Source organism: Flavobacterium sp. SH_e, from assembly GCF_025717045.1.
Classification (GTDB): Bacteria; Bacteroidota; Bacteroidia; order Flavobacteriales; family Flavobacteriaceae; genus Flavobacterium.
Genome location: NZ_JAOVZN010000005.1, coordinates 1 through 25,620, shown reverse-complemented (window position 1 = coordinate 25,620; position 25,620 = coordinate 1). Strand labels below are relative to the sequence as shown.

The 25,620-nt window shown below is 32.0% G+C and carries 21 protein-coding genes and 2 tRNA genes; 6 read left to right on the top strand and 17 right to left on the bottom strand.

Going from position 1 to position 25,620, the window contains the following annotated elements:
- Nucleotides 1-67 precede the first annotated feature (67 nt).
- The 7 genes from rpsA to OD917_RS07890 form a co-directional block, all read right to left on the bottom strand.
- Nucleotides 68-1,843: a 30S ribosomal protein S1 gene (gene rpsA, locus OD917_RS07920; RefSeq protein WP_026728756.1), complete on the bottom strand. Its 1,776-nt coding sequence runs from the start codon at nucleotides 1,841-1,843 to the stop codon at nucleotides 68-70.
- Between the two features lie 414 nt (nucleotides 1,844-2,257).
- Complete coding sequence (locus tag OD917_RS07915) at nucleotides 2,258-3,634, bottom strand: nucleoside permease (protein ID WP_263523018.1); 1,377 nt, start codon at nucleotides 3,632-3,634, stop codon at nucleotides 2,258-2,260.
- Between the two features lie 67 nt (nucleotides 3,635-3,701).
- Complete coding sequence (cmk, locus tag OD917_RS07910; RefSeq protein WP_263523017.1) at nucleotides 3,702-4,394, bottom strand: (d)CMP kinase; 693 nt, start codon at nucleotides 4,392-4,394, stop codon at nucleotides 3,702-3,704.
- A gap of 248 nt (nucleotides 4,395-4,642) precedes the next feature.
- Complete coding sequence (locus OD917_RS07905) at nucleotides 4,643-5,248, bottom strand: murein L,D-transpeptidase catalytic domain family protein (protein ID WP_263523016.1); 606 nt, start codon at nucleotides 5,246-5,248, stop codon at nucleotides 4,643-4,645.
- A 4-nt stretch (nucleotides 5,249-5,252) separates the two neighbouring features.
- Entirely contained in the window at nucleotides 5,253-6,272 is a 1,020-nt protein-coding gene (porQ, locus tag OD917_RS07900; RefSeq protein WP_263523015.1) for a type IX secretion system protein PorQ, read from the bottom strand.
- A 202-nt stretch (nucleotides 6,273-6,474) separates the two neighbouring features.
- The gene (gene lon, locus OD917_RS07895; protein WP_263523014.1) at nucleotides 6,475-8,928 is read right to left on the bottom strand and encodes an endopeptidase La; all 2,454 of its coding nucleotides are present in this window, start codon (nucleotides 8,926-8,928) and stop codon (nucleotides 6,475-6,477) included.
- 262 nt (nucleotides 8,929-9,190) lie between these two features.
- Nucleotides 9,191-9,874, bottom strand: coding sequence for a hypothetical protein (locus OD917_RS07890; protein WP_263523013.1), 684 nt, complete (start codon nucleotides 9,872-9,874; stop codon nucleotides 9,191-9,193).
- Between the two features lie 164 nt (nucleotides 9,875-10,038).
- Here OD917_RS07890 and OD917_RS07885 point away from each other — a divergent pair, with 164 nt between their 5' ends.
- From OD917_RS07885 to OD917_RS07870, 4 genes are read left to right on the top strand one after another with little or no spacing between them, the layout of a single operon-like run.
- Complete coding sequence (locus OD917_RS07885; protein ID WP_263523012.1) at nucleotides 10,039-10,593, top strand: RNA polymerase sigma factor; 555 nt, start codon at nucleotides 10,039-10,041, stop codon at nucleotides 10,591-10,593.
- 14 nt (nucleotides 10,594-10,607) lie between these two features.
- Nucleotides 10,608-11,141 (top strand): anti-sigma factor, encoded by a 534-nt coding sequence (locus OD917_RS07880; RefSeq protein WP_263523011.1) that lies wholly within the window; start codon nucleotides 10,608-10,610, stop codon nucleotides 11,139-11,141.
- Nucleotides 11,125-12,183, top strand: a complete 1,059-nt coding sequence (locus tag OD917_RS07875) for a hypothetical protein (RefSeq protein ID WP_263523010.1) — start codon at nucleotides 11,125-11,127, stop codon at nucleotides 12,181-12,183. Before OD917_RS07880 ends, OD917_RS07875 begins: the two co-directional genes overlap by 17 nt.
- A 19-nt stretch (nucleotides 12,184-12,202) precedes the next feature.
- Complete coding sequence (locus OD917_RS07870; RefSeq protein WP_263523009.1) at nucleotides 12,203-12,925, top strand: head GIN domain-containing protein; 723 nt, start codon at nucleotides 12,203-12,205, stop codon at nucleotides 12,923-12,925.
- Nucleotides 12,926-13,016: 91 nt separating this feature from the next.
- Here OD917_RS07870 and OD917_RS07865 read toward each other — a convergent pair whose 3' ends face one another.
- The 6 genes from OD917_RS07865 to OD917_RS07840 form a co-directional block, all read right to left on the bottom strand.
- Nucleotides 13,017-14,342, bottom strand: a complete 1,326-nt coding sequence (locus OD917_RS07865; RefSeq protein WP_263523008.1) for an MFS transporter — start codon at nucleotides 14,340-14,342, stop codon at nucleotides 13,017-13,019.
- A 161-nt stretch (nucleotides 14,343-14,503) separates the two neighbouring features.
- Complete coding sequence (locus tag OD917_RS07860) at nucleotides 14,504-15,313, bottom strand: M48 family metallopeptidase (protein ID WP_263523007.1); 810 nt, start codon at nucleotides 15,311-15,313, stop codon at nucleotides 14,504-14,506.
- An 84-nt stretch (nucleotides 15,314-15,397) separates the two neighbouring features.
- Complete coding sequence (locus OD917_RS07855; RefSeq protein ID WP_263523006.1) at nucleotides 15,398-17,797, bottom strand: glycoside hydrolase family 31 protein; 2,400 nt, start codon at nucleotides 17,795-17,797, stop codon at nucleotides 15,398-15,400.
- Nucleotides 17,798-18,000: 203 nt separating this feature from the next.
- Nucleotides 18,001-19,905 (bottom strand): 1,4-alpha-glucan branching protein GlgB, encoded by a 1,905-nt coding sequence (gene glgB, locus OD917_RS07850; protein WP_263523005.1) that lies wholly within the window; start codon nucleotides 19,903-19,905, stop codon nucleotides 18,001-18,003.
- 60 nt (nucleotides 19,906-19,965) lie between these two features.
- Entirely contained in the window at nucleotides 19,966-21,246 is a 1,281-nt protein-coding gene (locus tag OD917_RS07845; protein ID WP_111284061.1) for a glucose-1-phosphate adenylyltransferase, read from the bottom strand.
- Nucleotides 21,236-22,663 carry a glycogen synthase gene (locus OD917_RS07840; protein ID WP_263523004.1) on the bottom strand — a complete coding sequence of 476 codons (1,428 nt, stop codon included), beginning with the start codon at nucleotides 22,661-22,663 and terminating at the stop codon, nucleotides 21,236-21,238. Before OD917_RS07840 ends, OD917_RS07845 begins: the two co-directional genes overlap by 11 nt.
- A 118-nt stretch (nucleotides 22,664-22,781) precedes the next feature.
- Here OD917_RS07840 and OD917_RS07835 point away from each other — a divergent pair, with 118 nt between their 5' ends.
- Together OD917_RS07835 and OD917_RS07830 are read left to right on the top strand one after the other, a co-directional pair.
- Entirely contained in the window at nucleotides 22,782-23,648 is an 867-nt protein-coding gene (locus OD917_RS07835; protein WP_263523003.1) for an alpha/beta hydrolase, read from the top strand.
- Nucleotides 23,649-23,697: 49 nt separating this feature from the next.
- On the top strand, nucleotides 23,698-24,348 hold the full coding sequence (locus tag OD917_RS07830) for an endonuclease III domain-containing protein (RefSeq protein WP_263523002.1): 651 nt from the start codon (nucleotides 23,698-23,700) through the stop codon (nucleotides 24,346-24,348).
- Here the strand turns inward: OD917_RS07830 and OD917_RS07825 are convergent, their stop codons facing one another.
- The 4 genes from OD917_RS07825 to OD917_RS07810 all read right to left on the bottom strand — a co-directional run bounded on the left by OD917_RS07825 (nucleotide 24,349) and on the right by OD917_RS07810 (nucleotide 25,533).
- The gene (locus OD917_RS07825; protein WP_263523001.1) at nucleotides 24,349-24,783 is read right to left on the bottom strand and encodes a nuclear transport factor 2 family protein; all 435 of its coding nucleotides are present in this window, start codon (nucleotides 24,781-24,783) and stop codon (nucleotides 24,349-24,351) included.
- 21 nt (nucleotides 24,784-24,804) lie between these two features.
- Nucleotides 24,805-25,257, bottom strand: coding sequence for a DUF1569 domain-containing protein (locus OD917_RS07820; RefSeq protein WP_263523000.1), 453 nt, complete (start codon nucleotides 25,255-25,257; stop codon nucleotides 24,805-24,807).
- 111 nt (nucleotides 25,258-25,368) lie between these two features.
- Nucleotides 25,369-25,454: transfer RNA gene (locus OD917_RS07815), tRNA-Leu, on the bottom strand.
- Between the two features lie 6 nt (nucleotides 25,455-25,460).
- Nucleotides 25,461-25,533: transfer RNA gene (locus OD917_RS07810), tRNA-Phe, on the bottom strand.
- Nucleotides 25,534-25,620 lie beyond the last annotated feature (87 nt).

Sequence of the window (25,620 nt, the reverse complement as noted above, 5' to 3'; positions counted from 1 at the left end):
CTGAAACAATTATAAACAAAAAACTCCCGCATTTCTGCGGGACTTTCTATTTAGATGAAACTAAGAATTATTTTTTCTCAGTTTTTTCCATTTTAGCTTTTAAAGCAGCTAATACATCATTGTTATCACCTAAAGTCGCAGCTGGCGCGTTTGTAGATGCAGATGCAGTAGTTTCAGCAGCAGCTTTCACGTTTTTCTCTTCTTCTTCACGGAAGATAGCAGTGTGAGAAGCAACTACTCTTTTGAATTCTTTGTTGAACTCGATTACTTTGAAATCAGCAGTATCACCTTTTTTCAATTTCTTTCCGTCTTCTTTTTCAAGGTGACGAGTAGGAATGAAAGCAACGATATCATCTCCGAATTCTACAGTAGCTCCTTTGTCAACGATTTCAGAAATCTCACCATTGTGGATAGTTCCTACAGCGAAAGAATCTTCGTATTGATCCCAAGGATTAGCAGTAGTTTGTTTGTGACCTAAAGATAATTTACGTCCTTCAACATCTAACTCTAATACTACAACATCAAGTTTTTCACCAACGTTTACAAACTCAGATGGGTGTTTGATTTTCTTAGTCCAAGAAAGGTCAGAAATGTAGATTAATCCATCAATTCCTTCTTCTAATTCTACGAAAATACCAAAGTTTGTGAAGTTTCTAACGATACCTGTATGTTTAGAACCTACTGGGTATTTAGAAGTAATGTCAGTCCATGGATCTTGAGTCAATTGTTTGATACCTAATGACATTTTACGGTCATCTCTATCTAAAGTTAAGATAACAGCTTCAACAACATCTCCAACTTTTACGAAATCTTGAGCAGAACGTAAATGAGTTGACCATGACATTTCAGAAACGTGGATTAAACCTTCAACACCTTCAGCAACTTCGATGAAAGCACCGTAATCAGCGATTACAACTACTTTACCTTTAACTTTATCACCAACAGTTAAGTTAGCATCTAAAGCATCCCATGGGTGAGCGTTTAATTGTTTCAATCCTAATTGAATTCTTGTTTTCTCATCATCGAAATCAAGGATTACAACGTTTAATTTTTGATCTAATTCAAGAACTTCACTTGGGTGGTTGATTCTACTCCAAGAAAGGTCAGTAATGTGAATTAATCCGTCAACACCACCTAAGTCAATGAACACACCATAAGAAGTAATGTTTTTAACAACACCTTCTAATACTTGTCCTTTTTGTAATTGACCGATGATCTCTTTTTTCTGTACTTCAATATCAGCCTCGATAAGAGCTTTATGAGATACAACAACGTTTTTGAATTCGTGGTTGATTTTTACCACTTTGAATTCCATCATTTTGTTTACATATACATCGTAGTCTCTAATTGGCTTAACGTCAATTTGAGATCCAGGTAAGAACGCTTCGATACCGAATACGTCAACAATCATACCTCCTTTAGTTCTACATTTAACAAAACCGTTAACGATTTCTCCAGTTTCATTAGCTGCAATAACTCTATCCCAAGATTTGATAGTACGTGCTTTTCTGTGAGATAATACTAATTGACCTGTTTTATCCTCACGGATGTCGATTAATACTTCTACTTTGTCACCTACTTTTAAATTTGGGTTGTAACGAAATTCGTTTAAAGAAATAACACCTTCAGATTTAGCATTGATATCAACGATAACGTCTCTATCTGTAATTCTAACTACAACTCCTTCAACTACTTCTTCTTGATCTGTAGCGATGAAAGTTTTAGATACTAGTTCCTCAAACTCTTGTAAGTTTTTTTCATCTACTGCATCGATTCCTTCTTGGAAGTTGTGCCAGTTAAAATTTGCTAAAAACTCTTCTTGTGATTTTGTTTGTTCAGACATGCTGATAAAAAAATTTGTATTCTGTTTTTCTCGAGTTTCTCTATGCGATAGAAAATACAGAAGTTGTTTTACATAAATGGTTGATACCTAAAGGAAACTCTTCTCTGCCAAAAGGTCTGCAAAATTACTACAAATATTTGGATTTACAAAATATTTCCAGATTGATTGTCAGTTGATTATTAAGAAGCAGAAGATTTTAGGTTTTTTCAAGACGTTTAGTCCCGCTTTCGCTCCTATCTTTTATGGCGAACCCCGCCATAAAAGGATATCCGCTCTATCGGGGCTAGGTTATAACTTTTTATTTCCATAAGGTCTTTACAAACGTAAACCCAACAGGTTAAAAAAACTGTCGGGTTTACTATGTGTAACTATCTTTGTCATATCTTTAAAATTTGACAAAGATTATTTCTAATCTTAGTGACTCAAATTCTCAATCTCTTTTGGATCATGTTTATGCTTAAATAAAACAGCAAAAGCAATTGCAATTACTAAGGCATAAAGTGCAAATGACAACCAGATTGTATGCCAGTCTTTCATTAAAACTGGATTTGCAAAAATTCCATCAACAGAAATTGAATTTCCTTGTCCTTTTACAAATTCCACCATTTTCTCATTAGTAGCATCTGTTTGTAAAAATCCAGCTAACTCAGTTGTATTAGCGAACGATTTTGTAAAAAAACGATCAATCGCCCATCCAGAAGTTAAACTTCCCAAAACCGCTCCTACTCCATTTGTCATCATCATAAACAAACCTTGTGCAGAAGAACGAATTTTAGAATCGGTATTGCTTTCTACGAATAAAGAACCTGAAATATTAAAGAAATCAAATGCCATTCCGTATACAATACAAGACAGAATAATCATCCATAAACCTCCAACAGGATCACCAAAAGCAAATAATCCGAAACGTAAAACCCAAGCCAACATACTGATTAACATAACTTGTTTGATTCCGAAACGTCTTAAGAAAAACGGAATCGCAAGAATAAACAACGTCTCAGAAACTTGAGAAATCGACATAATAATAGTCGAATAACGAATTACAAAAGAATCTGCATATTTTGGAAAATGTTTAAATTCATCTAAAAACACATCACCATAAGCATTTGTTAACTGTAATGCTCCTCCTAAAAACATAGAAAAAACAAAAAACAAAGCCATTTTATAATTTGCAAACAATTTAAAAGACTCTAATCCAAAAGTTTCTATCCAAGTAGCATTTTCTTTAATCAAGCGCTGTGGTTCACATTTTGGTAAAGTAAAGGCATAAATCCCAAGAATTAAAGCACCAATTCCAGCAATATAGAATTGATATTCTGTCGCTTTACTCCCACTTAAATTAGTAATCCACATTGCGACAATAAACCCAATTGTTCCCCAAACACGAATTGGCGGAAAATCTTTAACGATGTTTTTATTGTTTAATTTAAGCGAAGTATAAGAAATAGAGTTACTCAAAGCAATTGTTGGCATATAACAGCACATTGCCAAAAGCATTACAACAATAAAGGTATCTGGTGTTGTAACTTGCGTAATTCCGAATAAAACTGCAGCATATAAAATATGAAGGACTCCGTAAAGCTTTTCAGCATTTACCCATCTGTCGGCAATAATACCTGTTAGAGTTGGCATAAAAAGAGAAGCGATTCCCATAGTTCCAAAAACTAGTCCAAATTGAGTTCCTTCCCAGTTTTTTGTGCCAAACCAATAATTTCCAATTGTTATAAGCCAGGCTCCCCAAACAAAAAATTGAAGAAAGCTCATTAAGATCAATCTGTTTTTAATCCCCATATAATAAATTTGTCTTTAGTAAAAATGAAGCGGTAAAACTACCATTTAAAATGAAATCTGCAAAAAATTACGCTGTTTTAACAACATCATTCACTAATTCTAAAACAGCTGCAAATTGTTCTTCTTTATTTAAGTAAGAATTATCGATCTCAATTGCATCTTCAGCAATTACTAAAGGAGAATCCTCTCGATGTGTATCCATATGATCTCTTTCTACAACATTTTTCAAAACTTCTTCATAAGAGACATTATCTCCTTTTTGCTGTAATTCATCAAAACGCCTTTGAGCCCGTGTTTCTGCGCTAGCTGTCATGAATATTTTAAGTTCTGCGTCAGGAAAAACAACAGTTCCAATATCTCTTCCATCCATAACAATGGCTTTGTTTTTCCCCATTTCTTGCTGTTGTTCTACTAATTTAGCACGAACTTCTGATACTGCAGCAACTTTACTAACAAAATTAGAAACTTCGATAGTTCTAATTTGTTTTTCAACATTATCACCGTTTAAATACATTTCAGCAAAACCTAAATCAGAATTGAATTTAAATTCTAACTGAATTTTAGACAAATTTTCAATAAGAGCATTTTTATCAAAAAAATCAGCTCCTATAAAATTATGCTGCATAGCAAAATAAGCTACAGCACGATACATAGCACCAGTATCTACATAAACATATTCCAATTCTTTTGCTAATTGTTTTGCAAGAGTGCTTTTGCCTGTAGATGAAAATCCGTCGATTGCAATGGTAATTTTTTTCAATTCTTTATTTTTAAATTTTTATTTTTTTAATGACTGCTTATTCAGTTAACAACAAAAGCGTCGCCAAAACTTCTACAAATGTAGCCATCTTTCTTTTTATTTGGAACACCTATATTAATTAATGAAAAATGAAATATTATTTATTTTCTCATTAATTAATGAACTAAAAAAAACTTTTCATCATCGAAAACAAATCATTCCGACAATAAAAAGTTCTATTTATTATTTCTGGATTAAGAAGTTTTTTTTTAATAGTAAATATCCATAATGATATTCGATTTTGAACCATCAATTATTTTTTCTATTCTTTTGAAGAATTGCTCATTAACCATTGGACATCCGTGACTATTGCTAATATAATAATCTTGTTCATCATAAGGAACTGCAGAATAATGATGAAGTACAATTGCTCTTTTCAAAGCATTATTATTAGTTTCCTCTAAACCAGCCAATCTATATGCTTTTCCAAAAATACCTTTGTATGTTTTGCCTACTGAATACCTTCCTAATGCGGTGCAATTAGAATTAGGCATATTGCTAAATTTTAAAATTCCTTTCACACCAGTTTCAGAACCAGAACCATGAGCTACAAGACCTTGATCTACAACTTCATTTTTCTGTAAATCGTAAACAAAAAAGCGATTTTTCCCAGAAGGAACTTTCATATCAATTAGAAAAGCAATCTTTTGATTGTATTTAGAATCAATACTAATCATGTTTTTTATATCAGCAATTCTGCTATTAATTCGTTCCATTTCTATTGTAGAAATAGCATCATCCTCTTCTTTGAAAGCAAGTTTTGAACCAGAAAAAAAACTTACAGTCACAAACAAAACCAAATAAAATAGTTTCATGTATTTATTGAAAATTTAATGTTAAACCAAAAAGGCTTGTGTTAGCTGCCAATGTATATCTCGAATACGAATAGTTAAATCTTAACTTATTTAATTTTAAACCGAAACCTAATGAAACTCCTGAAAAATTACGCTGTTCATCTACTCGCAACTCTTCTCCTCTTCTGAAATTATATCCTATTCGAAAATTAAATGCCTTTTTAGGAAAAAGTTCCACACCAAATGCAACGTGTCTTAAAGTATTATTAAAAAAAGAAACTTTCTCTGGACTTGTTGATCCATCAATATTAGTTTCACCACGATTAGGGTTAGAAAAAGAAATATTCCATTGCTGTAGATTCTCTAATGTAAGATGCCAGCGAATTGGCACGTGTTCTAATTCTTGAGAAATACCTGCAACGATTTCAAACGGTAAATTCTCTTTGATTCCTGAATATGTAGTAAACTGCGTACCAATGTTGCGAAATACCAATCCAAAATTTAAATTTTTCTCTTCAATTAGATATAAAAAACCTAAATCAACTGCACCTCCTATTGAGTTGTAAGTTTCTAATGAAGAAGTAATTAACTTACCGCTTGCACCTATAAAAAAATCTGTATAAGGAACATTGTAGGCATATCCGAAAGAAAGCGCGCCTTCGCTTCCGCTAAAGTTTGATGTAGCTTGGCCATTTTCATCATAACCTTCAAATGTACCATAGTTCACATAAGTAACACCAGCATAGAAAGTTTGATAATGCCTGTCATAAGTATAAGCATACGAAGCCGTACCGTAAGATGCCTCTCCGTAATAACTTCCGTAATTCATTGCCAAGTGATTGTCCATGTCTGCGTTTATAAGTGCTGGATTAGACATAGCCTGATTAACATCTTCATCATATATTGTAATAATATCCCCTCCTAACGCCGCCTGCCTTGGTGAAGTAGTCAAATTTAAAAATTGATAGGTGTAACGCCCGCCAACTTGTCCGAAAGAAAACGAACAAATTAAAATTGTAAAAAATAAAATAACTTTCTTAAACATTTTGTTTTGGGCGCTCCAATATGGGAATAACGCAAATACAAAGATAAAATTATATAACTTAAAAAATAATTTTTATAACTATATGAATTTAATATTTACGTCAGGTTTTAAAACCAAAATCTTAAACATAAAAGCATAAAAAAATCCAAATCCCAATCTGTAAATTGGAATTTGGATTTTTAAAATTTGAAGTAAAAAAAACTTATTTTAATTCTTTAGCATTTTTAACTTTTTGATCTGTCAAAGCTAGCGCTAATACTTCGCTCATTTCCTTCACATAATGAAAAGTCAAACCTTCTAAATATTCTTCTTTAATTTCATCAATGTCACTTTTATTTTCATGACATAAAATAATCTCCTTGATACCTGCTCTTTTTGCAGCTAAGATTTTCTCTTTAATACCGCCAACTGGCAATACTTTTCCTCTAAGAGTGATTTCGCCTGTCATAGCAAGGCTTTTCTTAACTTTCTTTTGAGTTAAAAGAGAAACTAAAGACGTCAGCATTGCAATACCAGCACTTGGTCCATCTTTTGGAGTTGCACCTTCTGGAACGTGTAAGTGAATATTGTATTTTTGGAAAAGATCTGTGCTAATACCTAATTTCTTAGCATTTGCTTTAATGTATTCTAAGGCAATAGTCGCAGATTCTTTCATTACAGTTCCTAAATTCCCTGTAATAGTCAAAGCACCTTTTCCTTCAGAAATTAAAGATTCGATAAACAAAATATCACCTCCAACACTTGTCCAGGCCAAACCAGTTACAACACCAGCAACATCATTATTTTCATATTTATCACGCTCTAATCTTGGCACTCCTAAAATCGCTATAATATCTTCATCTGTAACTTTTTTGTTATACTCCTCCTCCATTGCAACAGATTTTGCTGCATTTCTAATTACTTGAGCAATTTTAGTTTCTAAATTACGAACACCTGATTCTCTGGTATATCCTTCAACGATTTTTTCTAATTGTTTTTTACCAATAGTCAAATCTTTTGCAGTTAACCCGTGAGCTTCCAATTGTTTTGGGAATAAATGTCTTTTAGCAATTTCAACTTTTTCTTCAATTGTATAGCCTGACATTTTAATTACTTCCATTCTGTCGCGCAACGCAGGCTGAATAGCTGCCATATTATTTGAAGTTGCAATAAACATTACTTTAGACAAGTCATATCCCATTTCAAGGAAATTATCGTAAAAAGCACTATTTTGCTCTGGATCTAAAACTTCTAATAAAGCTGAAGATGGATCACCGCTATTACCATTTGATAATTTATCGATCTCATCTAAAATAAATACTGGATTTGAAGTCCCTGCTTTTTTCAAACTCTGAATAATACGTCCAGGCATTGCTCCAATATAGGTTTTTCTATGTCCGCGAATTTCTGCTTCGTCACGTAAACCTCCTAAAGAAATACGAACATATTCGCGCCCTAAAGCCTCTGCTACAGAACGACCAATAGAAGTTTTACCAACTCCTGGAGGCCCTGTTAAACATATAATTGGTGATTTCATGTCATTTCGCAATTTTAAAACTGCCAAATGTTCAATCATTCTTTTCTTTACTTCATCAAGCCCAAAATGATCTTTATCTAATATTTTCTGAGCGTGTTTCAAATCGAATTTATCTTTAGAATATTCGCCCCAAGGCAATTCTAAAAACAGCTCTAAATAATTACGCTGAATTCCAAAATCTGGAGATTGTGGATTCATACGACGCATTTTAGACAATTCTTTCTCGAAATGTTTCTGCGTTTTTTCGTCCCATTTTTTGGTTTTGGCTTTAAGCCCCATTTCGTCCATTTCCTCTTCTTGCGAAACGCCTCCCAATTCTTCTTGAATGGTTTTCATTTGCTGGTGAAGGAAATATTCTCTTTGTTGCTGGTCTAAGTCAAAACGAACTTTTGACTGAATATCATTCTTCAACTCTAATTTTTGAAGTTCGACATTCATATAACGTAAAGTCTCTAAAGCGCGTTCTTTTAATCCGTTTATCGATAAAAGTCCTTGTTTTTCTTTTACAGATAAATTCATATTTGAAGAAACAAAATTGATTAAAAACGATTGGCTTTCAATGTTTTTAATGGCAAATGTAGCTTCAGATGGAATGTTTGGGCTTTCTTTAATTATCTGAATTGCTAATTCTTTTACAGAATCTAAAATAGCGGTAAATTCAGAATCATTTTCTTCAGGACGTTCTTCTGCAACTTCTTTAATAGTTGCTGTCATGTAAGGTTCTTCTAAAACAACTTCGTCAATTTCGAAACGTTTTTTTCCTTGAAGGATAACTGTTACATTCCCGTCAGGCATTTTTAAAACACGTAAAATACGTGCTACAGTTCCTATTTTATGAATATCGTCTTTTGACGGATCTTCGTCTTCTTCGTTAATTTGAGATACAACGCCAATGATTTTACCACCAGCATTTGCATCATTAATCAATTTAATAGATTTATCTCTTCCTGCAGAAATTGGAATTACAACCCCAGGAAATAAAACAGTATTACGTAAAGGTAAAATTGGAAGCGAAATAGGAAGCTCTTCATTATTCATTTCCTCCTCGTCTTCCGGCGTCAATAATGGAATTAATTCTGCCTCTGAGTCAAATTCTTGAAGTGACAGATTGTCAATAGTAAGTATTTTATGGTTTGACATAATAAAATATAAGTCGTTTTGTCATTAAAAATTTTATACTATCTGTAAAAAGAGTATGACTTATTGTAGTTTTTACTGAAAACACGTTCCGTATTTCAATTACAAGATAGGGCATAAAAATAGACAATCATTATGCCAAAACAAACTTAAAGTACAAATAATTCGAATTAACTATTTTTAGAAAAATAATAGAGTGTAGAGTTTAGAAAACAAAAAACCCGAAAAAGACTTTTCGGGTTTTAAAAATGTGTTTTTTTTAGAATTATTTTACAGAATATGAAACTAATTCTGAAGTACTTCCTGCTGATTCAAATTTAACGATTCCAACATCTTTAGCGATCCAATAGTAAGAATCAGATGAAGACGTTTGGCCTTGCATTGAAGCATCCAAATGAAATTTAAATTTAACAACATTATCATAAGTCACCTCTTTCACTTTTATACTTGTTCCTTTTTCTAAAATAGTTCCTGTATAATTTACCGTCATTTTAATAGCTGGAAAATTAGCTATGTTAAAAGTTGTTTCTTGAGAATAACTTCCTGTCCATGTTTGGTTAACTTCTAGATAATCTTTAAAAAGGATGAATTCATAACCAGTCATTTTACCAGTTATTCCTTCTGCATCATAAGTAACTTCATCAATACTTACATAATAATCTCCTTTAACCTTTTTTAATGAAGCGCCTGCTGTACCAGAAATTTCATCATTTCCTCCAAATAGCTGATTGAATTTATAATACGTATTGCCATCTTTATTTGATGAGCTTAGGATTTTTATCGTGCTTTCAGATCCATCTTGATCAAAAACCCATTGATTTCCTATTTTAGAAGGCCAGTAATCTCCTGTTGATTCGCCAGCCGTTTCGCCAGAATCACTACTGCATGAAGTTAACATAAATCCTGTCATAACAAACAGGATTGCAAAGCATTTGTTTAGTTTTCTCATAATTGAATTTGTTTTTGGTATTAAAATTTTATGTGAAATTATAGCAATGAATTTATTATACCTTACGGCATTACGTAAAATCAAAAAATATTCTTTATTTTTTTTATCAAAACTGTAACAAACAAAAAAAAGCCAAGTCTATATTAAAAACCAAAAGCCACTACTTGAATATAAAAAACCAAAATATCGAAGATCTAATTGTGCTTTGCAAAAACAACAACCAGAAAGCGCAGTTTGAAATATACAATCGCTATTGTAAAGCGATGTATAATGTGGCTTTTCGTATTGTAAAAGACGAACATTTTGCACAAGACGTCATGCAAGAAGGTTTCTTAAAAGCTTTTACAAAAATCAATGACTATAAACAAGAAGTGGCTTTTGGTGCATGGTTAAAAAAAATAATCATCAATTATAGTATCGATTTTTATAAAAAAAACAACTCTTTTCAAGTAGAAGATATTAGTAAACAGCTTTATAAAATTGAAGAAAATGACGGAATTATTTCTGAAAATATTGACTTAAACAGTCTAAAAGTAAAACAGGTTTTAGATACAATTCTACAGCTAAAAGACAATTACAGAATGGTATTGACGCTTTTTTACATTGAAGGTTATGATCAAGAAGAAATCTGTGAAATTTTAAACATTACTTATGCAAATTGCAGAACAACTTTGAGCAGAGCTAAAGACAGTTTGAGAAAAAAATTGGAAGAGATATAAAATGAATTGGAATTATGAAAAATGAAAAAGACAATTTAGACGAATTATTCAACAGATTTGAAAACGAATGGGATATTCAGGAATTAAACCCTGATCATCAAATGGATTTTCTGCAAAAATTAGAAAAGAAAGAACCTAAGAAAAGATATTGGTTCGTAACGGCTATTGCCGCTTCGATTGTATTAATGATTGGAATATCTCTTTTTTACAAAAACGAAAAACCAAAAGAATTCAAATTTGCCTCTAAAGAAACTAAACGTACCGATTCTATTTTCAATATTCTGATTGATAACGAACTGGTTAAATTAAAAGAAAAAAGTTCACCTGAAAATGAGCAGATCATTAATGACGCCTTGAATCAGATGAAAACTTTTGATGCTGATTATCAAAAAATCATAAATGAATTGCAGAAAAATGGCGAGAACAAACAGATTATTTATGCAATGATAAACAATCTCCAAACGCGTATTTCTTTTTTACAAACCGTTTTGAAAAGAATTGAAGACAATGAAAAACTAAAAAACACCTCTAATGAAAAAACACTATAACTTACTAATCTTATTTCTTTTGATTCCATTTTTAGGATTTTCAAATGATGACACTTTTATAACTAAACAAAAAAACATAAAGAAAACTTATATAGTAAACTCGAACGCAGGAATTGATGTTGATAATAAATATGGAAATATCACGGTGACCACTTGGGACGAAGATAAAATCGATCTGGATATAACCATAAAAGTAAATGGACCAAATGAAAATTGGGTAAACGAACGATTAAATAGCATAGATGTAGATATTACAGCGCTAAAAGGGCTAGTTTCTGCAGTTACTAAACTCGGAAGTTCTAACCTCAAAAGCAAAGGAAGCAACAACAGTTTTGAAATTAATTATTTAATTAAAATTCCAAAAAATGGATCTATAAAATTGGTTAATAAATACGGTAATATTTTTGTTCCAAATGCAGAATCTTCAACAGATATTGACTGCAAATACGGAAAAGTTATTTTAGGAAAATTAAATGGAACTAACAATCAAGTTTCAATTCAATATTGCCAAAATTCAAGTATTGATTATATAAAAACAGGAAACGTCGATGCTAGATATTCTGGACTTAAAATTAGTGATTCTGGAAATTTAAATATAAGCGCAAATTATACAGATGTTAATCTTGGCGATGGACAAAACATCAAAATGGATTGCAATTATGGAACTCTTAAATTTGATAAAGTCAATTCTTTAAACGGTTCAGGAAATTATTTAACAATTATTATTGGAGAAATCTCAAGCAATTTCAGTTATGATACTAATTACAGTAAAATCAAAATTGAAACAATGAATGAAAAAGCTGGAAATATCAATATAAACTCTGGATATACAGATATTTCGATTGGTTATGTGCCCAATTATGCTTTTGACTTTGATATTTCTGCAAGATATTCGAATATCAAACATGACAATAGTTTAGATATTTCTGTTTCTGAAGTTAAAAGTAACAGTAAAAGAATTGCCGGCTTCTACAAGAAAAAAGGTCAGAATAAAATCAATATAAATTCGAACTACGGAAATATTTCACTAACAAAGAATTAATCATCTAAAAATCAAAACAATGAAAAAATCAATTTTACTATTAGCATTATCGGTACTTTTCATAAACTGTACTATTAATGCACAAGAAAACAACAAATTAAAAGGAAATGGAAATGTTGTAACGGAAACGAGAACAACTGGAGAGTATGATGGAATTAAAATTTCCGGCTTTTTTGATGTGGATTTGGTTGCAGGAAAAGAGGGAAAAATTACTTTAAAAGGCGAAGAGAATTTATTGTCTGCCATTAAAGTTGAAGTTGAGGATAATTCGCTAAAAATTTATGTTGAAAAATTTACGAATATAAAACCAACTAAAAATATTCAGATTACAGTTCCTTTTGAAAAAATATCTGAATTGAGTTTAGCGGGTTCTGGAAATATTCAGTCAAAAGACGTAATTAAAACTGACAAATTTGTCGTAAAATTATCTGGCTCTGGAAATTTTACTTTACCAGTTGATGCTAATAATTTGGAATTAAACGTAAGCGGTTCTGGAAATGTGCATTTAAAAGGAATTGCAGATAATTTTTCGACAAAACTTTCTGGTTCGGGTGACATCGATGCAGCAGATTTAAAATCAAAAATTGTTGAAGCAAACGTTTCAGGTTCTGGAAATAGTAAAGTTTCTTGTAACGAAAGTTTAACTGCACGAGTTTCAGGCTCTGGAAACATCAGATATATTGGAAATCCAGAAAAGAAAGATGTAAAAGTTTCAGGATCAGGAAGCATTTCAAAAAGCTGATTATAGAAGAAAAAAAATCACGAATTACAAAACTATCATCAATCAAATAATTATTGCAATTCGTGATTTAGCTATTTCAAAGGCGTTTCAGTTAATTTGAAACGTCTTTTTTATGCACCCTTCTAAGAAGGAATATTGCTGTAATAAAGAAAATTGCTAAAATTACAATTGCCGCACGCGGACTTCCTGTAATCTGATCAATAATTCCGTAAACACACATTCCAATTACAATTCCGATTTTTTCTGCAACATCATAAAAACTAAAAAATGAAGTTGTGTCTTCTGTTTCTGGAAGTAATTTCGAATACGTAGATCTTGATAAAGCCTGAATTCCTCCCATTACCAAACCAATCACAGTTGCCATAACGTAAAAATGAATTGGAAGCGTGATAAAGAAAGCTAAAGCACAGAAAACAGCCCATAAAGTATTAATAAATATTAAAGTTGGGATATTTCCCCATTTTGCAGAAGCTCTGGATGTTAAAACTGCGCCCGCAACAGCAACCAATTGTATCAATAAAATACAAATAATTAATCCTATTGTACTTTCTTCTTTGTTAGTCCATTGAATTTCTTGCGCTCCAAAGTAAGTGGCTACTAACATCACTGTTTGAACTGCCATACTTGAAACAAAGAAACCTCCTAAATAACGTTTTAATGGAGTTATATTCTGTAATGCCGCCCAAACCTTTTTTAATTCTCTAAAACCGTTAAAAACGACATCTTTTGTCAATTTCTGACTTTTTTCTTTACTTCCTTTTGGCAAATAATAATATGTGTACTGACTAAAAAGAATCCACCATACTCCGACCATTACAAATGAATAACGCATTGCTTTCATTGCAGCTTCTCCATCTGTACCAGTAATACCAAAAAGTTTTGGTTTCATGATCATTGCTAAATTGATAATCAGTAAAATCACACTTCCTATATATCCTAAAGAATATCCTTTTGCGCTAATTTTATCCTGTTGATCTTCAAATGCAATATCTGGAAGGTAAGAATTATAAAAAACTAAGCTTCCCCAGAAACCTAATAATCCTAAAAAGTAAAATAATAAACCAACATAAATATTATCCAAATCAAACCAATACAATCCCATACATGACAAAGCTCCCATGTAACAGAAAAATTTCATGAAAGATTTTTTATTTCCAACATAATCAGCAATTCCTGATAATAGTGGAGAAATAAATGAAACAACTAAAAATGCAGCAGCCGTAATAAAACTAATTAAAGCTGAATTTTTAAGATGCATTCCGAAAACATCAATATAATGATCACGATCGGAAAATAAAGCTTCATAGAAAATCGGAAATACAGCGGAAGCGATTGTTAAGGTATAAACTGAGTTAGCCCAATCGTAAAATGCCCAAGCATTTAAGAGCTTCTTATCTCCTTTTTGTAGGTTTTTCATAGAAATGATTTTATTAATAGGCTACGAATTTATCTAATTTTTATCATAATCAGATATAAATTATTCAATTCGTGCATTATTAAATCATCAACTCTTCCTGAAAGAAAAAAGCTACTCGAAATCGAATAGCTTTTTTTGTATTATATAAAAATAAGTTTGTCTTACTTTATTGTTCCAACTTTTAGAGCAATTGCTTTTGCTTCAGGAATTAAAGCTTTAATATTCGCAATTCTTGTAGCGTCAGACGGGTGCGTACTCATAAACTCAGGAGTTCCAGATCCGCCAGATTTAGCAGCCATTCTACTCCAGAAAGTAACGGCATCGTCTGGATTATATCCTGCTATTGCCATTAGAGTTAAACCTATTTTATCGGCTTCGCTTTCATTACTTCTGCTAAATGGAAGCATTACTCCCACTTCAGAACCAATTCCGTAAGCTTGAGAAAATATTTGTCTCGTTGATTCCGATTTATTGCTTGTTGCTGCATCAAGTGCTACACCTCCTATTTGCTGTAATTGTGCTGCAGACATTCTTTGCGCCCCATGATTTGCAAGTGCGTGAGAAACTTCGTGCCCCATTACTGTTGCTAAACCAGATTCGTCTTGTGTAATTGGCAAAATACCAGAATACACCACAATTTTTCCTCCAGGAAGACACCAAGCGTTTACTTCTTTATTATCAACAAGTTTGTATTCCCAACGGTAATCTTTTAAATATTGAGATTGTCCTAAATAATTGAGGTATTTCTCAGCTGCCGCTTTAATTTTATAACCAACAGTCTCTACACGTTTTGCATCTGCAGTTCCAGTTATCACTTTGTTCTCTGATAAAAACTGACTGTATTGCTGGAATGAAGATGGAAATAGTTCACTATTTGAAACAAAATTCAAATTTTGTTTTCCTGTAATTGGATTTGTTGCACATGCCACAACAAGTGCTCCAAAAATTCCTAAAAACACATATTTTTTCATAATTCACGCGATTTTTATATCAAAAATACAATTAAAAAAAATAAAATATTTTATACAATTAGGAAAAAAAATATCAGAATTAAACTATTCTCCAACAATATGAAGCTCATTAAACTCTTTATCAACAATTAAGAAATTATTTTGTTCAAAGCTGATTTTATCAAATTCAATTTTTTCGTTGTCTATTTCAATCTCAGAAACTTTAAATGGCAAACCAATTAAGTTGATTTTGTATTTTGTATATGGAGTTATGTATTTTCCTTCTTTATGAAGCTGGATAATCAATTCTTTCTCCTTTCCAATATTTCTTAATGACAAGAAGCTGTAACGTCCTTTTTTATAATCGTAACCATCTTGTGCATCTTCATAAACTGCTGATTGTTCTTTGCCATTTTTGTAATAAACATCAAACGTTAATTCATCAAATTCTAACTCGCCAACATATTGTTGAACCGGGTATTTCGGAATAATTGCGCCCGCTTTTACAAAAACCGGAATCTCATCAAATTTACTGTCAACCCAAATTTCTCTACCACCTATAAAAAGTTCATTTGTCCAGTAATTATACCATTCTCCTCTAGGTATATACATACGTCTGCCTACAGCATTAGGTTCAAGTATAGGACAGACCAAAATCTGATTTCCAAAGATAAATTCATCATTGCGATAATGTGTTTGTGTATCATCTTGATCAAAGTAAACCAAAGGTTTCAGCATCGGAATTCCTTCTTCAATATACTGCCAAAACATTGTGTATAAATAGGGCAATAATTGATATCGAAGACTAACAAATTTTCTTGTTATATTAATTACTTCTTCATCGAAAGCCCACGGTTCTTGATTTCCGTGATCTCCAGATGAATGCGTTCTACAAAACGGATGAAAAACACCTAACTGAATCCAGCGGGCATATAATTCGCCCGTTGGCTGTTCTGCAAATCCTCCAATATCAGAACCTGTAAATCCCATTCCTGAAATTGACATTCTCTGTACCTGAATATTAGCTAGCCAAAGATGTTCCCAAGTTGCGACATTATCACCTGTCCAAGAAGATGTATAGCGTTGCGCTCCAGAATATGCTGATCTTGTAATTACAAATGGGCGTTTTGGATATGCAAATCGTTTAACTCCATGATAAGTTGCTCTTGCCATTTGCGTTCCGTAAATATTATGCGCTTTTCTATGACTACAAGGGTTTCCATCATAAATATGACGAACATCCATAGGGAAAGTCTTATTTGGAACTTCCATTACTGCCGGTTCGTTCATATCATTCCAAACTCCTTTAACTCCTATATCTGCAACTAATTCTTTAAATAATCCCGCCCACCATTCTCTAACTACGGGATTTGTGTAATCAGGAAAATTACATTCTCCCGGCCAAACTTTTCCTTTCATATAAGGCCCGTCGGCTCTTTTGCAGAAATAATCTTTTTCTAAAGCTTCTTTATAAACCCAATAATCTTTATCGATTTTAATTCCAGGATCTATAATGACAACCGTTTTAAAACCATCTTCAGCTAGTTCGGCAACCATTCTTTTCGGATCAGGAAAATAGTTTTTATTCCAGGTAAAGCATCTAAATCCCTCCATATAATCAATATCGAGATAAATGGCATCACAAGGAATTTGAAGTTCTCTAAATTTCGATGTAATTTCTTTCACCTTACTTTCAGGATAATAGCTCCACTTACATTGGTGATATCCTAAAACCCAAAGTGGCGGTAATTCTGGTTTTCCTGTCAAATCGGTGTAAGTAGTCACAACATCTTGCATTTGCGGACCGTAAACGAAATAATAATTCATCTCGCCTCCTTCTGCCCAAAAACTAGTTACATTTCTTCTTTCGTGACAAAAGTCAAAGAAAGTTCTAAATGTATTATCGAAGAAGATTCCGTAAGATTGTTTATTATGAAGACCAATATAAAACGGAACTACTTTATAAAGAGGATCTTGATCTTTTTGATAAGCATATTGATCTGTGGCAAAATTTTCGACTCTCTTACCTTTAAGATTCATTTGAGTAGCCTTATCGCCAAGTCCGTAATAACATTCGCCATCTTTAGAATATTTACTCATTTTTACGATATTTCCACCGTATTCATAGCTTTCTTCCCAATGAAAACCAAGTTCATCTTCAAGAATTAGAAAATCATTTAAATCGTAAATCGAAAGACGCACATCAGCTTTCTGAATTTTACATTTTACTTTGCTCGTTCTAATTTGATAGTATGTTTCTTCCTCTGTAACTTCTAAAAAATTATAACCATGAAGCTGTGTTTTATCAATAGCATAAGAAAAGTCATTGCTAAAATATCCTTTTGTAGTAAAACGAAAACGAATTAAACTATCACGAAGAATTGTGACTTTTAAGATTACTTTATTATCTGTATTAAAGAAAATCGAATCTCCTTCATGTTCATAAGAGACAATTTTTGATGGATATAAATCGCCTTTGTATTCTAATGATGTGTTTGTAATCATATCTCGAATGAATTAATTTATAACTTTGTCTTTCTTTCAAACATACAAAAAAAGTTCGTAAACCTCTATGAATAAAAGGTTTATTCACGAAAACGTTTTTTCTGACTGAGTCTTAAATTACTGATCAAAAAATCGATAAATCGGTAATTTTAACACGATATAATAACAAAATCTTACCAGTAAAAACGATTGTAAGATTTTTATTAAACCAAAGAATATACGGTTACACTAAGTGGCGGCAAAATTAATTCAGCAGAAAAATCCCTTCCATCATAAGAAATTGATTCAACATTTAATGGATTCGAGCTCTCAACTCCGCTTCCGCCATATATTTTGGCATCACTATTAAAAATCTCTTTTAATTTGCCTTTTTTCGGAATTCCAATCCTGTAGTTCTCTCGAACGACTTGGGTAAAGTTGCAAGCCACAATTATATTTTCATCTGGATTATTCCCCTTTCTGATATAGGATAAAATCGCATTTTGATGATCGGAATAATTAATCCATTCAAAGCCATCTCCTCTAAATTGCTTTTCATACAATGCGGGCTGTGACTTATACAATTGATTTAAGTCTGTAATTAGCCTTTTTATTCCAGAATGAAAATCATATTGAAGTAAATGCCAATCTAAACTTTGTTCAAAATTCCATTCAGATGTTTGTCCGAACTCAGCTCCCATAAACAAAAGTTTCGTTCCTGGATGCGTAAACATATAGCCGTATAATAATCTCAAATTTGCAAAACGCTGCCATTCGTCTCCTGGCATTTTATAAATAAGAGAGTTTTTGCCATACACGACTTCGTCATGAGAAAACGGAAGCATGAAATTTTCAGTAAAGGCATAAGTCATCGAAAAAGTCAATTCATTCTGATGGTATTTTCTATAGACCGTTTCTTTTTGAAAATACTTTAAAGTATCGTGCATCCAACCCATCATCCATTTCATACCAAAACCTAAACCTCCAACAGAAGTTGGTCTTGAGACCATTGAAAACGAAGTACTTTCTTCAGCAATAGTCTGTACACCATTGAAATTAGAATAAATTACTTCATTAAATTCTTTAAGAAAACTAATGGAGTCCAAATTCTCTCTTCCTCCAAAAATATTAGCTTCCCACTCGCCATCTTTTCTAGAATAATCCAAATAAAGCATCGAAGCTACGGCATCGACACGAAGTCCATCAATATGATAATTTTGAAGCCAAAAAACAGCATTACTTATTAGAAAAGCTCGAACTTCATTTCTTCCATAATTAAAAACTAAACTTTTCCAATCTGGATGATAGCCTTTCCTTCTATCTGGATGTTCGTATAAATGCGAACCGTCAAAATAACCTAAACCGTGTGCATCGTCGGGAAAATGCGATGGAACCCAATCTAAAATCACCCCAATTCCCTCTTGATGAAGTCGATCTACTAAAACCATGAAATCCTGCGGTTTTCCAAAACGAGAAGTAGGAGCAAAATATCCTGTCAACTGATAGCCCCACGAAGGATCATAAGGATATTCCATAATTGGCATAAATTCGACATGCGTAAAACCTGTTTCCTTTACATATTTTACTAAATCATCAGCAAGTTCAAGATAAGTCAAAAAACGATTATGATCTGCTCTTTTCCAAGATCCTAAATGTACTTCGTAAACCGAATAAGGTTTATCTAAAGCATTAAAATCCTGACGTGTCTGCATCCAGTTTTCGTCCTTCCAATTATAATCTAAATCCCAAACAACAGAAGCTGTATGAGGCGGTTTTTCGCAATAACGTGCAAAGGGATCTGCTTTTTCTGTAATTACACCATTTATATTAGATTGGATTTTATATTTATAAAGTGCTCCTTTTGAAATATCTGGAATAAATCCTTCCCAAATTCCAGAAGAATCCCAGCGAACATTTAAAGCATGTTCGCCTTGTGTCCAATAATTAAAATCGCCAACAACCGAAACTGAATGAGCTGTTGGTGCCCAAACTGCGAAATAAACACCTTTTACTCCATTAACTTCAATTAAATGAGCTCCAAGCTTTTCATATAGTTTGAAGTGTTTTCCAGCTTTGAACAAATCTATATCAAAATCAGTAAAAAGAGAATGTGGGATTACTTTGCTCATATTAGTTTAGAGAATAATTGGGTTTGGAATTTGGGACTTTTATATTGGCTTTTTTGAAATTTATTCTATTCTAAAATTATCTGAAAGTGTAACTCCTTTTTTGATAACAACAATTCCGTCTTTTATACTGTACAATTCATTGGTAAAATTATCTAAATGCTTTCCTCCGCTAATATGTACATTATTTCCTATTCGTACATTCTTATCGACCAAAGCATTTTTGATATAACAATTTTCGCCAATACCAACGTGAATTTTATTTATACTGCTTTCATGGTTCATTTCCTCAAGATCTTGGTAGAAATCATTACCCATAACATAACAGTTTTCTAAGACCGTTCCTTCACCAATTCTTGAACGAATACCAATTACAGAGCTTTTAATTTCTTTCGCATTAATAATACAGCCTTCCGAAATTAAAGATTGATTAATAATTGAATTTCTAAACTTTGAAGGAGGTAATAATCTTGGTCTTGTAAAAATTTTATTTTCGTTATCGAATAAATTAAACTCTGGAATATCATCTGTTAAACCAATGTTTGCCTCAAAAAAGGACTCAATATTTCCAATATCTGTCCAATATCCTTCATATTGGTAACTTAATATTTTATGTTTTCCAACGGCTTGCGGAATAATCTCTTTTCCAAAATCTTTTGTTTCTGGATCAGCCATTAATTCTTGTAGCAATGATTTATTAAAAATATAAATTCCCATTGAGGCAAGGTATTTTTTACCCTTTTCCTGCATTTGTTCACTAACTTCAGATTCCCATTCGGGCAATAATGACGCATGAGGTTTTTCAATGAAAGCATGAATATTATTTTCGTGATCTGTTTTAAGAATTCCAAATTCTGGAGCATCTTTAGCATTTACTGGCAATGTTGCAATAGAAATTTCGGCATCAGCAGCAATATGAGCTTCCAACATTTCATTGAAATCCATTTGATACAATTGATCTCCTGATAAAATTAAAGCGTGGTCGAAATCATGTTTCAAAAAATGTGACATACATTGTCTTACAGCATCTGCCGTTCCTTGAAACCAAGTTGGATTATCCGGAGTTTGTTCAGCCGCCAAAATATCTACAAAAGACTGACTTAAAATACTAAAATTAAAAGTGTTTTTGATGTGAGCATTTAAGGATGCTGAATTAAATTGCGTCAAAACAAATATTTTAAAAATATCAGAATTGATACAATTAGAAATCGGAATATCTACCAAACGGTATTTCCCTCCAATCGGAACTGCAGGTTTCGATCTTGTTTCTGTCAATGGAAATAAACGTGAACCTTGTCCACCTCCTAAAATAATGGCAACTACATTTTTCTTTTTAAATTTCATTTTGCTGAATTATTAAGTTGTATATTTCGATATATTCTTGGCAAACTCTTTCCCAGGAATGATCTGCTGACATTCCTCTTTTTAAAACTTTATTGAAATTTATTTTATCCTCATACAACCTAACCGCACGGTTTATTGAATAGCAAATATCAGCAACCGAAGCCTGATCATGGCAAACTCCATTTCCTTCGTCTCCAAAATCAATAACCGTATCTCGCAATCCTCCAGTTCTTCTAACAATTGGTATTGTTCCATAACGCATCGCGTACATTTGATTTAAACCACATGGTTCAACCCGCGAAGGCATTAAAATATAATCTGAGCCAGCATAAATCAAATGTGCCAAATCTTCATTATAACCTATAAAAACATTATAATTCCCTTTATAATCATTTCGTAACTGAGTTAACTGCGATTCAATTTCTGAATTTCCTGATCCTAAAATCAAAATATTAATTTCTTCGAAATGCTCAGATAAAGCCAAAGCAGAAGCATGCGGAAGCAAATCACCGCCTTTCTCTTCAAACAGCCGGCCAATAAAACTGAATAAAGGCTTTGATGGATCTAATTCAAATTGCTCACACAACTTTTCTTTATTTTTTCTTTTTCCTATTTCAAAATCTTGGATCGAATAATTCTCCTCAATCATTGGATCTTTCAGCGGGTTCCAGACTTCAATATCAATTCCATTTAAAATTCCTTTAGATTTACTTCTAACAGAATTAAACAACGATTCTAAACCATTTGCTGAAATATTAATTTCGTTTAAATAGCTTGGAGAAACTGTAGTTACAGCATTAGCACATTTTATACCTACCGCCAAAGAATTTATAGAATTACTCCATTCTAAAAATCCAATATGTCTTAAATCAAACTCAGGTAAATAATACAGTTTATCAAAACCGAACCAGCCTTGATATAAACCATTATGAATTGTGATAACTGTTTTTACATCTTTTAAAATCTCATACTTATAAGCAAATTGAAGCAAAAACGGAATAACACCTGTATGGTGATCATGGCAATTAATAATATCTGGAATTTTATTTCGTGCTATAATCCAATCGAGCGTAGCAATTTGAAATGACAAAAATCTTTCTATATCATCTTCGTAACCATACACATTTGGGCGATTAAATAATTCATTAATTTCTATTAGGTACAATTCATAACCTAATTTATCTGTTGTTTCTTTTAAAACACTAAATTGAAAATTAAAATTTCCCAATTTAACTGTTCCCCAGTGAACACACTCAAAATTATTTTCATTTCTAAATTTAGTATCATAACTAGGAACAACAACCCTAACATCATGCCCAGCAGATTGTTGATATTTTGGCAATGCCCCTACCACATCTGCCAAACCACCTACTTTTGCCATAGGATAACATTCTGCACTAATATGAAATATTTCCATTCCAGAAATTAATTTATAATTATTTATAAGAAGCAAATCAATTAAGTGTTACTTTTATGCTTTTTTAAATTTAGCAAAAAAAAAAGCAAAATTCTTCATTTAAATAAGTTTTATTGAAATGGCAAAAAAGGCAATTAATCCTACTAAATCATTAAAAATTCCTAAGATTATTATAATTTCTGCGAAAATTTGCGAATTTATATCCACAAAATTAGTTACAAAATTTGCTGCAAAAATATTTACGACTCCTATAAAGCATAAAGTTCCGAAACGTGAATTAGAAATGGATCGTAAAAGTTTGCAAGAATTAATTTCTATACCTGCAATCGATAAAAGCGTTGTTACTTATACTTATGGACAAAGTCAACGCAAAGTTTTGTTGGTCCATGGCTGGTCTGGAAGAGGAACTCAACTTTTTAAAATAGCTGACGAACTTTTAGAAAACGGATATTCAACGGTAAGTTTTGATGCTCCAGCACATGGAAAATCAAAAGGAAAAACGACAATAATGTCTGAGTTTATAGCATCTATTTTAGAAATTGAAAAACAATTTGGGCCTTTTGAAATTGCAATTGGACATTCTTTAGGAGGAATGTCTGTTTTAAATGCGATTAAAGACGGACTTAAAGTAGAAAAAGCAGTAATAATTGGAAGTGGCGATATTGTTCAAGATATTTTGGATGAATTTACTTTTAAACTTGGATTAAAAAAAGAGATTAGTACGCATTTGAAGGAATCTTTTGAAAATAAACACCAAGTTAAAATGGATGATTTTTCAGCTTTCAGAGCGGCTCAAAAAGTAAAAATTCCAGTTTTAGTAATGCATGACAAAGATGATCCTGAAGTCCCAGTAAAAGCCGGTATACATATTAATGAAAATCTTCAAAATGGATCTTTATATCTAACAGAAGGTCTTGGCCATAGAAAAATTTTAGGAAGTCATAATGTCATTAAAAAGATTTTAAGTTTTATTAAAAATTCGTAAATTTATAATTACAAAACACTAATTACCAATGTTTTAAACTCAAATTAAAATGAATTTATTTGGAGAAAATACGGATTGGGAAACGAAATTAAAACCTATATTAAAAGAATATAAAGGACGAAAACACCCTTTAGATTATCAAAATCCATATCAGTTATTGGTTATGGTTGTTTTATCAGCTCAGGATTCTGATGCCAATATCAATTCAATTGCACCAGCTTTATTTGATAAATTCCCCACACTTAAAAGCTTATCAAAAACCGATTTAGAGACTTTCTTGCCATACATAACTAAAGTTCGAAATTACGGAACTAAAGCACAATGGATTCTGGATATTGCAAAAACAATTCAAAATGATAATGAAATTCCTTTAACAATGTCAGGGCTAACTGCATTAAAAGGTATTGGAAGAAAATCTGCAAATGTAATTTTAAGAGAAACAGGTAAGCCATCTGAAGGAATTATATCAGATTTACACGTTATTCGTGTTGCACCAAGAATTGGAATTATTAAAGAAAGTAAAGACGGGAATAAAGTCGAAAAAGATTTAATGCAAGCTTTGCCTAAAAATATTTGGTCTGAAATAGGAATGGCAATTTCATTTTTAGGCCGTGAAATCTGCCGGCCCAAACCAAAATGCCCTGAATGTCTTATAAATGATATTTGCTTGTATTATAACACTGAAATTCTCAAAAATTAATTATTTTCTTCTGGTGTCAATTAAATAAATAATCTTCCAAGAATCTTTTTCTTTGAATAAAGTAAAAGCATTAACCCCCGAATGACTAAGCTTATCATTTATATAAAATTCATACGGTGACCAAACGTGAGCCATCACTCCGTCAATTTGAATATTGTAGCTCAATATTTTTTCTTTAAATTTCATATTTGAAGGAATTGATGCAATAGATTTATAAAATTCCTTGCTACTCTCATTAGACAGTTTATTCGCTTTATTAGTATTTTCGCTAATCGACTGCAATATCATTGTTTCAGAACAAACTAATTTTATCTTTGTTGAATCTCTTTGATGAAACCCTTCAAAAAATGATTCGATACATTTTTGAACTTCTTGCTTTTGAGCATTAGAAGACAATCCGAAAAGAAGAAAAAAGATAAGGATATAGATTCTCATAGCCATAGTTATTATCTTTATTTAAACTCCAAATTGAGAAAAATGATGGTCTAGATGTTTTGCAAACATATTATTCCATTCTTTAGAAGATAATTTACCAAAAGAAAGAGATTCTTTTCCTTCAAAATTATTTTTACCTAATTCTAAAGTTTTATTGATATAAGAAATAAGTCTTTCTTTTTCAAGTTCAAAATTTCGATAGCCTTTTATAATAAACTGCGGAGCCGTTCTTATATTTTTTGGATATGGAGATTCATCTACTACTTTATTTTTTACAAACGATTTTAAAATAAATCTCATAAATGCATTAGGTTTTTGATGAATATCATCATATACCATTTCATAAGTAACGTTACAATGAGCCAACATTTGATCAACAGACATCTTGCCCCAAAGCGGCTGTGTATTTGATTTAAGCTGATTAATTCTACTTATATATTGATCACAATCTTCTTTAAGAAAAACATTTTGCATACTTTAGAAAAATTTGAGCTAAATAATGAAGTAAAAATATAAAATTTAGTGACTGAGCTCAATTTTATGCAAAAAAAAACTTCAATTAGCAAAAGCTAATTGAAGTTTTAGTACTCAGAGCGGGACTTGAACCCGCACGAACATTGCTGTTCACTGGATTTTAAGTCCAGCGTGTCTACCAATTTCACCATCCGAGCATTATGTGGTACCTCCAGGGATCGAACCAGGGACACATGGATTTTCAGTCCATTGCTCTACCATCTGAGCTAAGGTACCTTATTTACTTATATTTCTATAAGTAAAAGTTAGAATAAAAAACCCCGTTTATGAAACAGGGTTTTCAAAAGAAAGGCGACGACATAC

Coding starts and splice junctions, on each gene's coding strand:
- OD917_RS07865 (WP_263523008.1), bottom strand. CDS start 14,342: ATGAAAAACCTACAAAAAGGAGATAAGAAGCTCTTAAATGCTTGGGCA.
- OD917_RS07905 (WP_263523016.1), bottom strand. CDS start 5,248: ATGAAACTATTTTATTTGGTTTTGTTTGTGACTGTAAGTTTTTTTTCT.
- OD917_RS07875 (WP_263523010.1), top strand. CDS start 11,125: ATGAAAAAACACTATAACTTACTAATCTTATTTCTTTTGATTCCATTT.
- glgB (WP_263523005.1), bottom strand. CDS start 19,905: ATGAGCAAAGTAATCCCACATTCTCTTTTTACTGATTTTGATATAGAT.
- OD917_RS07820 (WP_263523000.1), bottom strand. CDS start 25,257: ATGCAAAATGTTTTTCTTAAAGAAGATTGTGATCAATATATAAGTAGA.
- OD917_RS07915 (WP_263523018.1), bottom strand. CDS start 3,634: ATGGGGATTAAAAACAGATTGATCTTAATGAGCTTTCTTCAATTTTTT.
- OD917_RS07860 (WP_263523007.1), bottom strand. CDS start 15,313: ATGAAAAAATATGTGTTTTTAGGAATTTTTGGAGCACTTGTTGTGGCA.
- OD917_RS07855 (WP_263523006.1), bottom strand. CDS start 17,797: ATGATTACAAACACATCATTAGAATACAAAGGCGATTTATATCCATCA.
- OD917_RS07830 (WP_263523002.1), top strand. CDS start 23,698: ATGAATTTATTTGGAGAAAATACGGATTGGGAAACGAAATTAAAACCT.
- lon (WP_263523014.1), bottom strand. CDS start 8,928: ATGTCAAACCATAAAATACTTACTATTGACAATCTGTCACTTCAAGAA.
- OD917_RS07870 (WP_263523009.1), top strand. CDS start 12,203: ATGAAAAAATCAATTTTACTATTAGCATTATCGGTACTTTTCATAAAC.
- OD917_RS07890 (WP_263523013.1), bottom strand. CDS start 9,874: ATGAGAAAACTAAACAAATGCTTTGCAATCCTGTTTGTTATGACAGGA.
- OD917_RS07835 (WP_263523003.1), top strand. CDS start 22,782: ATGGCAAAAAAGGCAATTAATCCTACTAAATCATTAAAAATTCCTAAG.
- OD917_RS07880 (WP_263523011.1), top strand. CDS start 10,608: ATGAAAAATGAAAAAGACAATTTAGACGAATTATTCAACAGATTTGAA.
- rpsA (WP_026728756.1), bottom strand. CDS start 1,843: ATGTCTGAACAAACAAAATCACAAGAAGAGTTTTTAGCAAATTTTAAC.
- OD917_RS07840 (WP_263523004.1), bottom strand. CDS start 22,663: ATGGAAATATTTCATATTAGTGCAGAATGTTATCCTATGGCAAAAGTA.
- OD917_RS07845 (WP_111284061.1), bottom strand. CDS start 21,246: ATGAAATTTAAAAAGAAAAATGTAGTTGCCATTATTTTAGGAGGTGGA.
- OD917_RS07825 (WP_263523001.1), bottom strand. CDS start 24,783: ATGAGAATCTATATCCTTATCTTTTTTCTTCTTTTCGGATTGTCTTCT.
- porQ (WP_263523015.1), bottom strand. CDS start 6,272: ATGTTTAAGAAAGTTATTTTATTTTTTACAATTTTAATTTGTTCGTTT.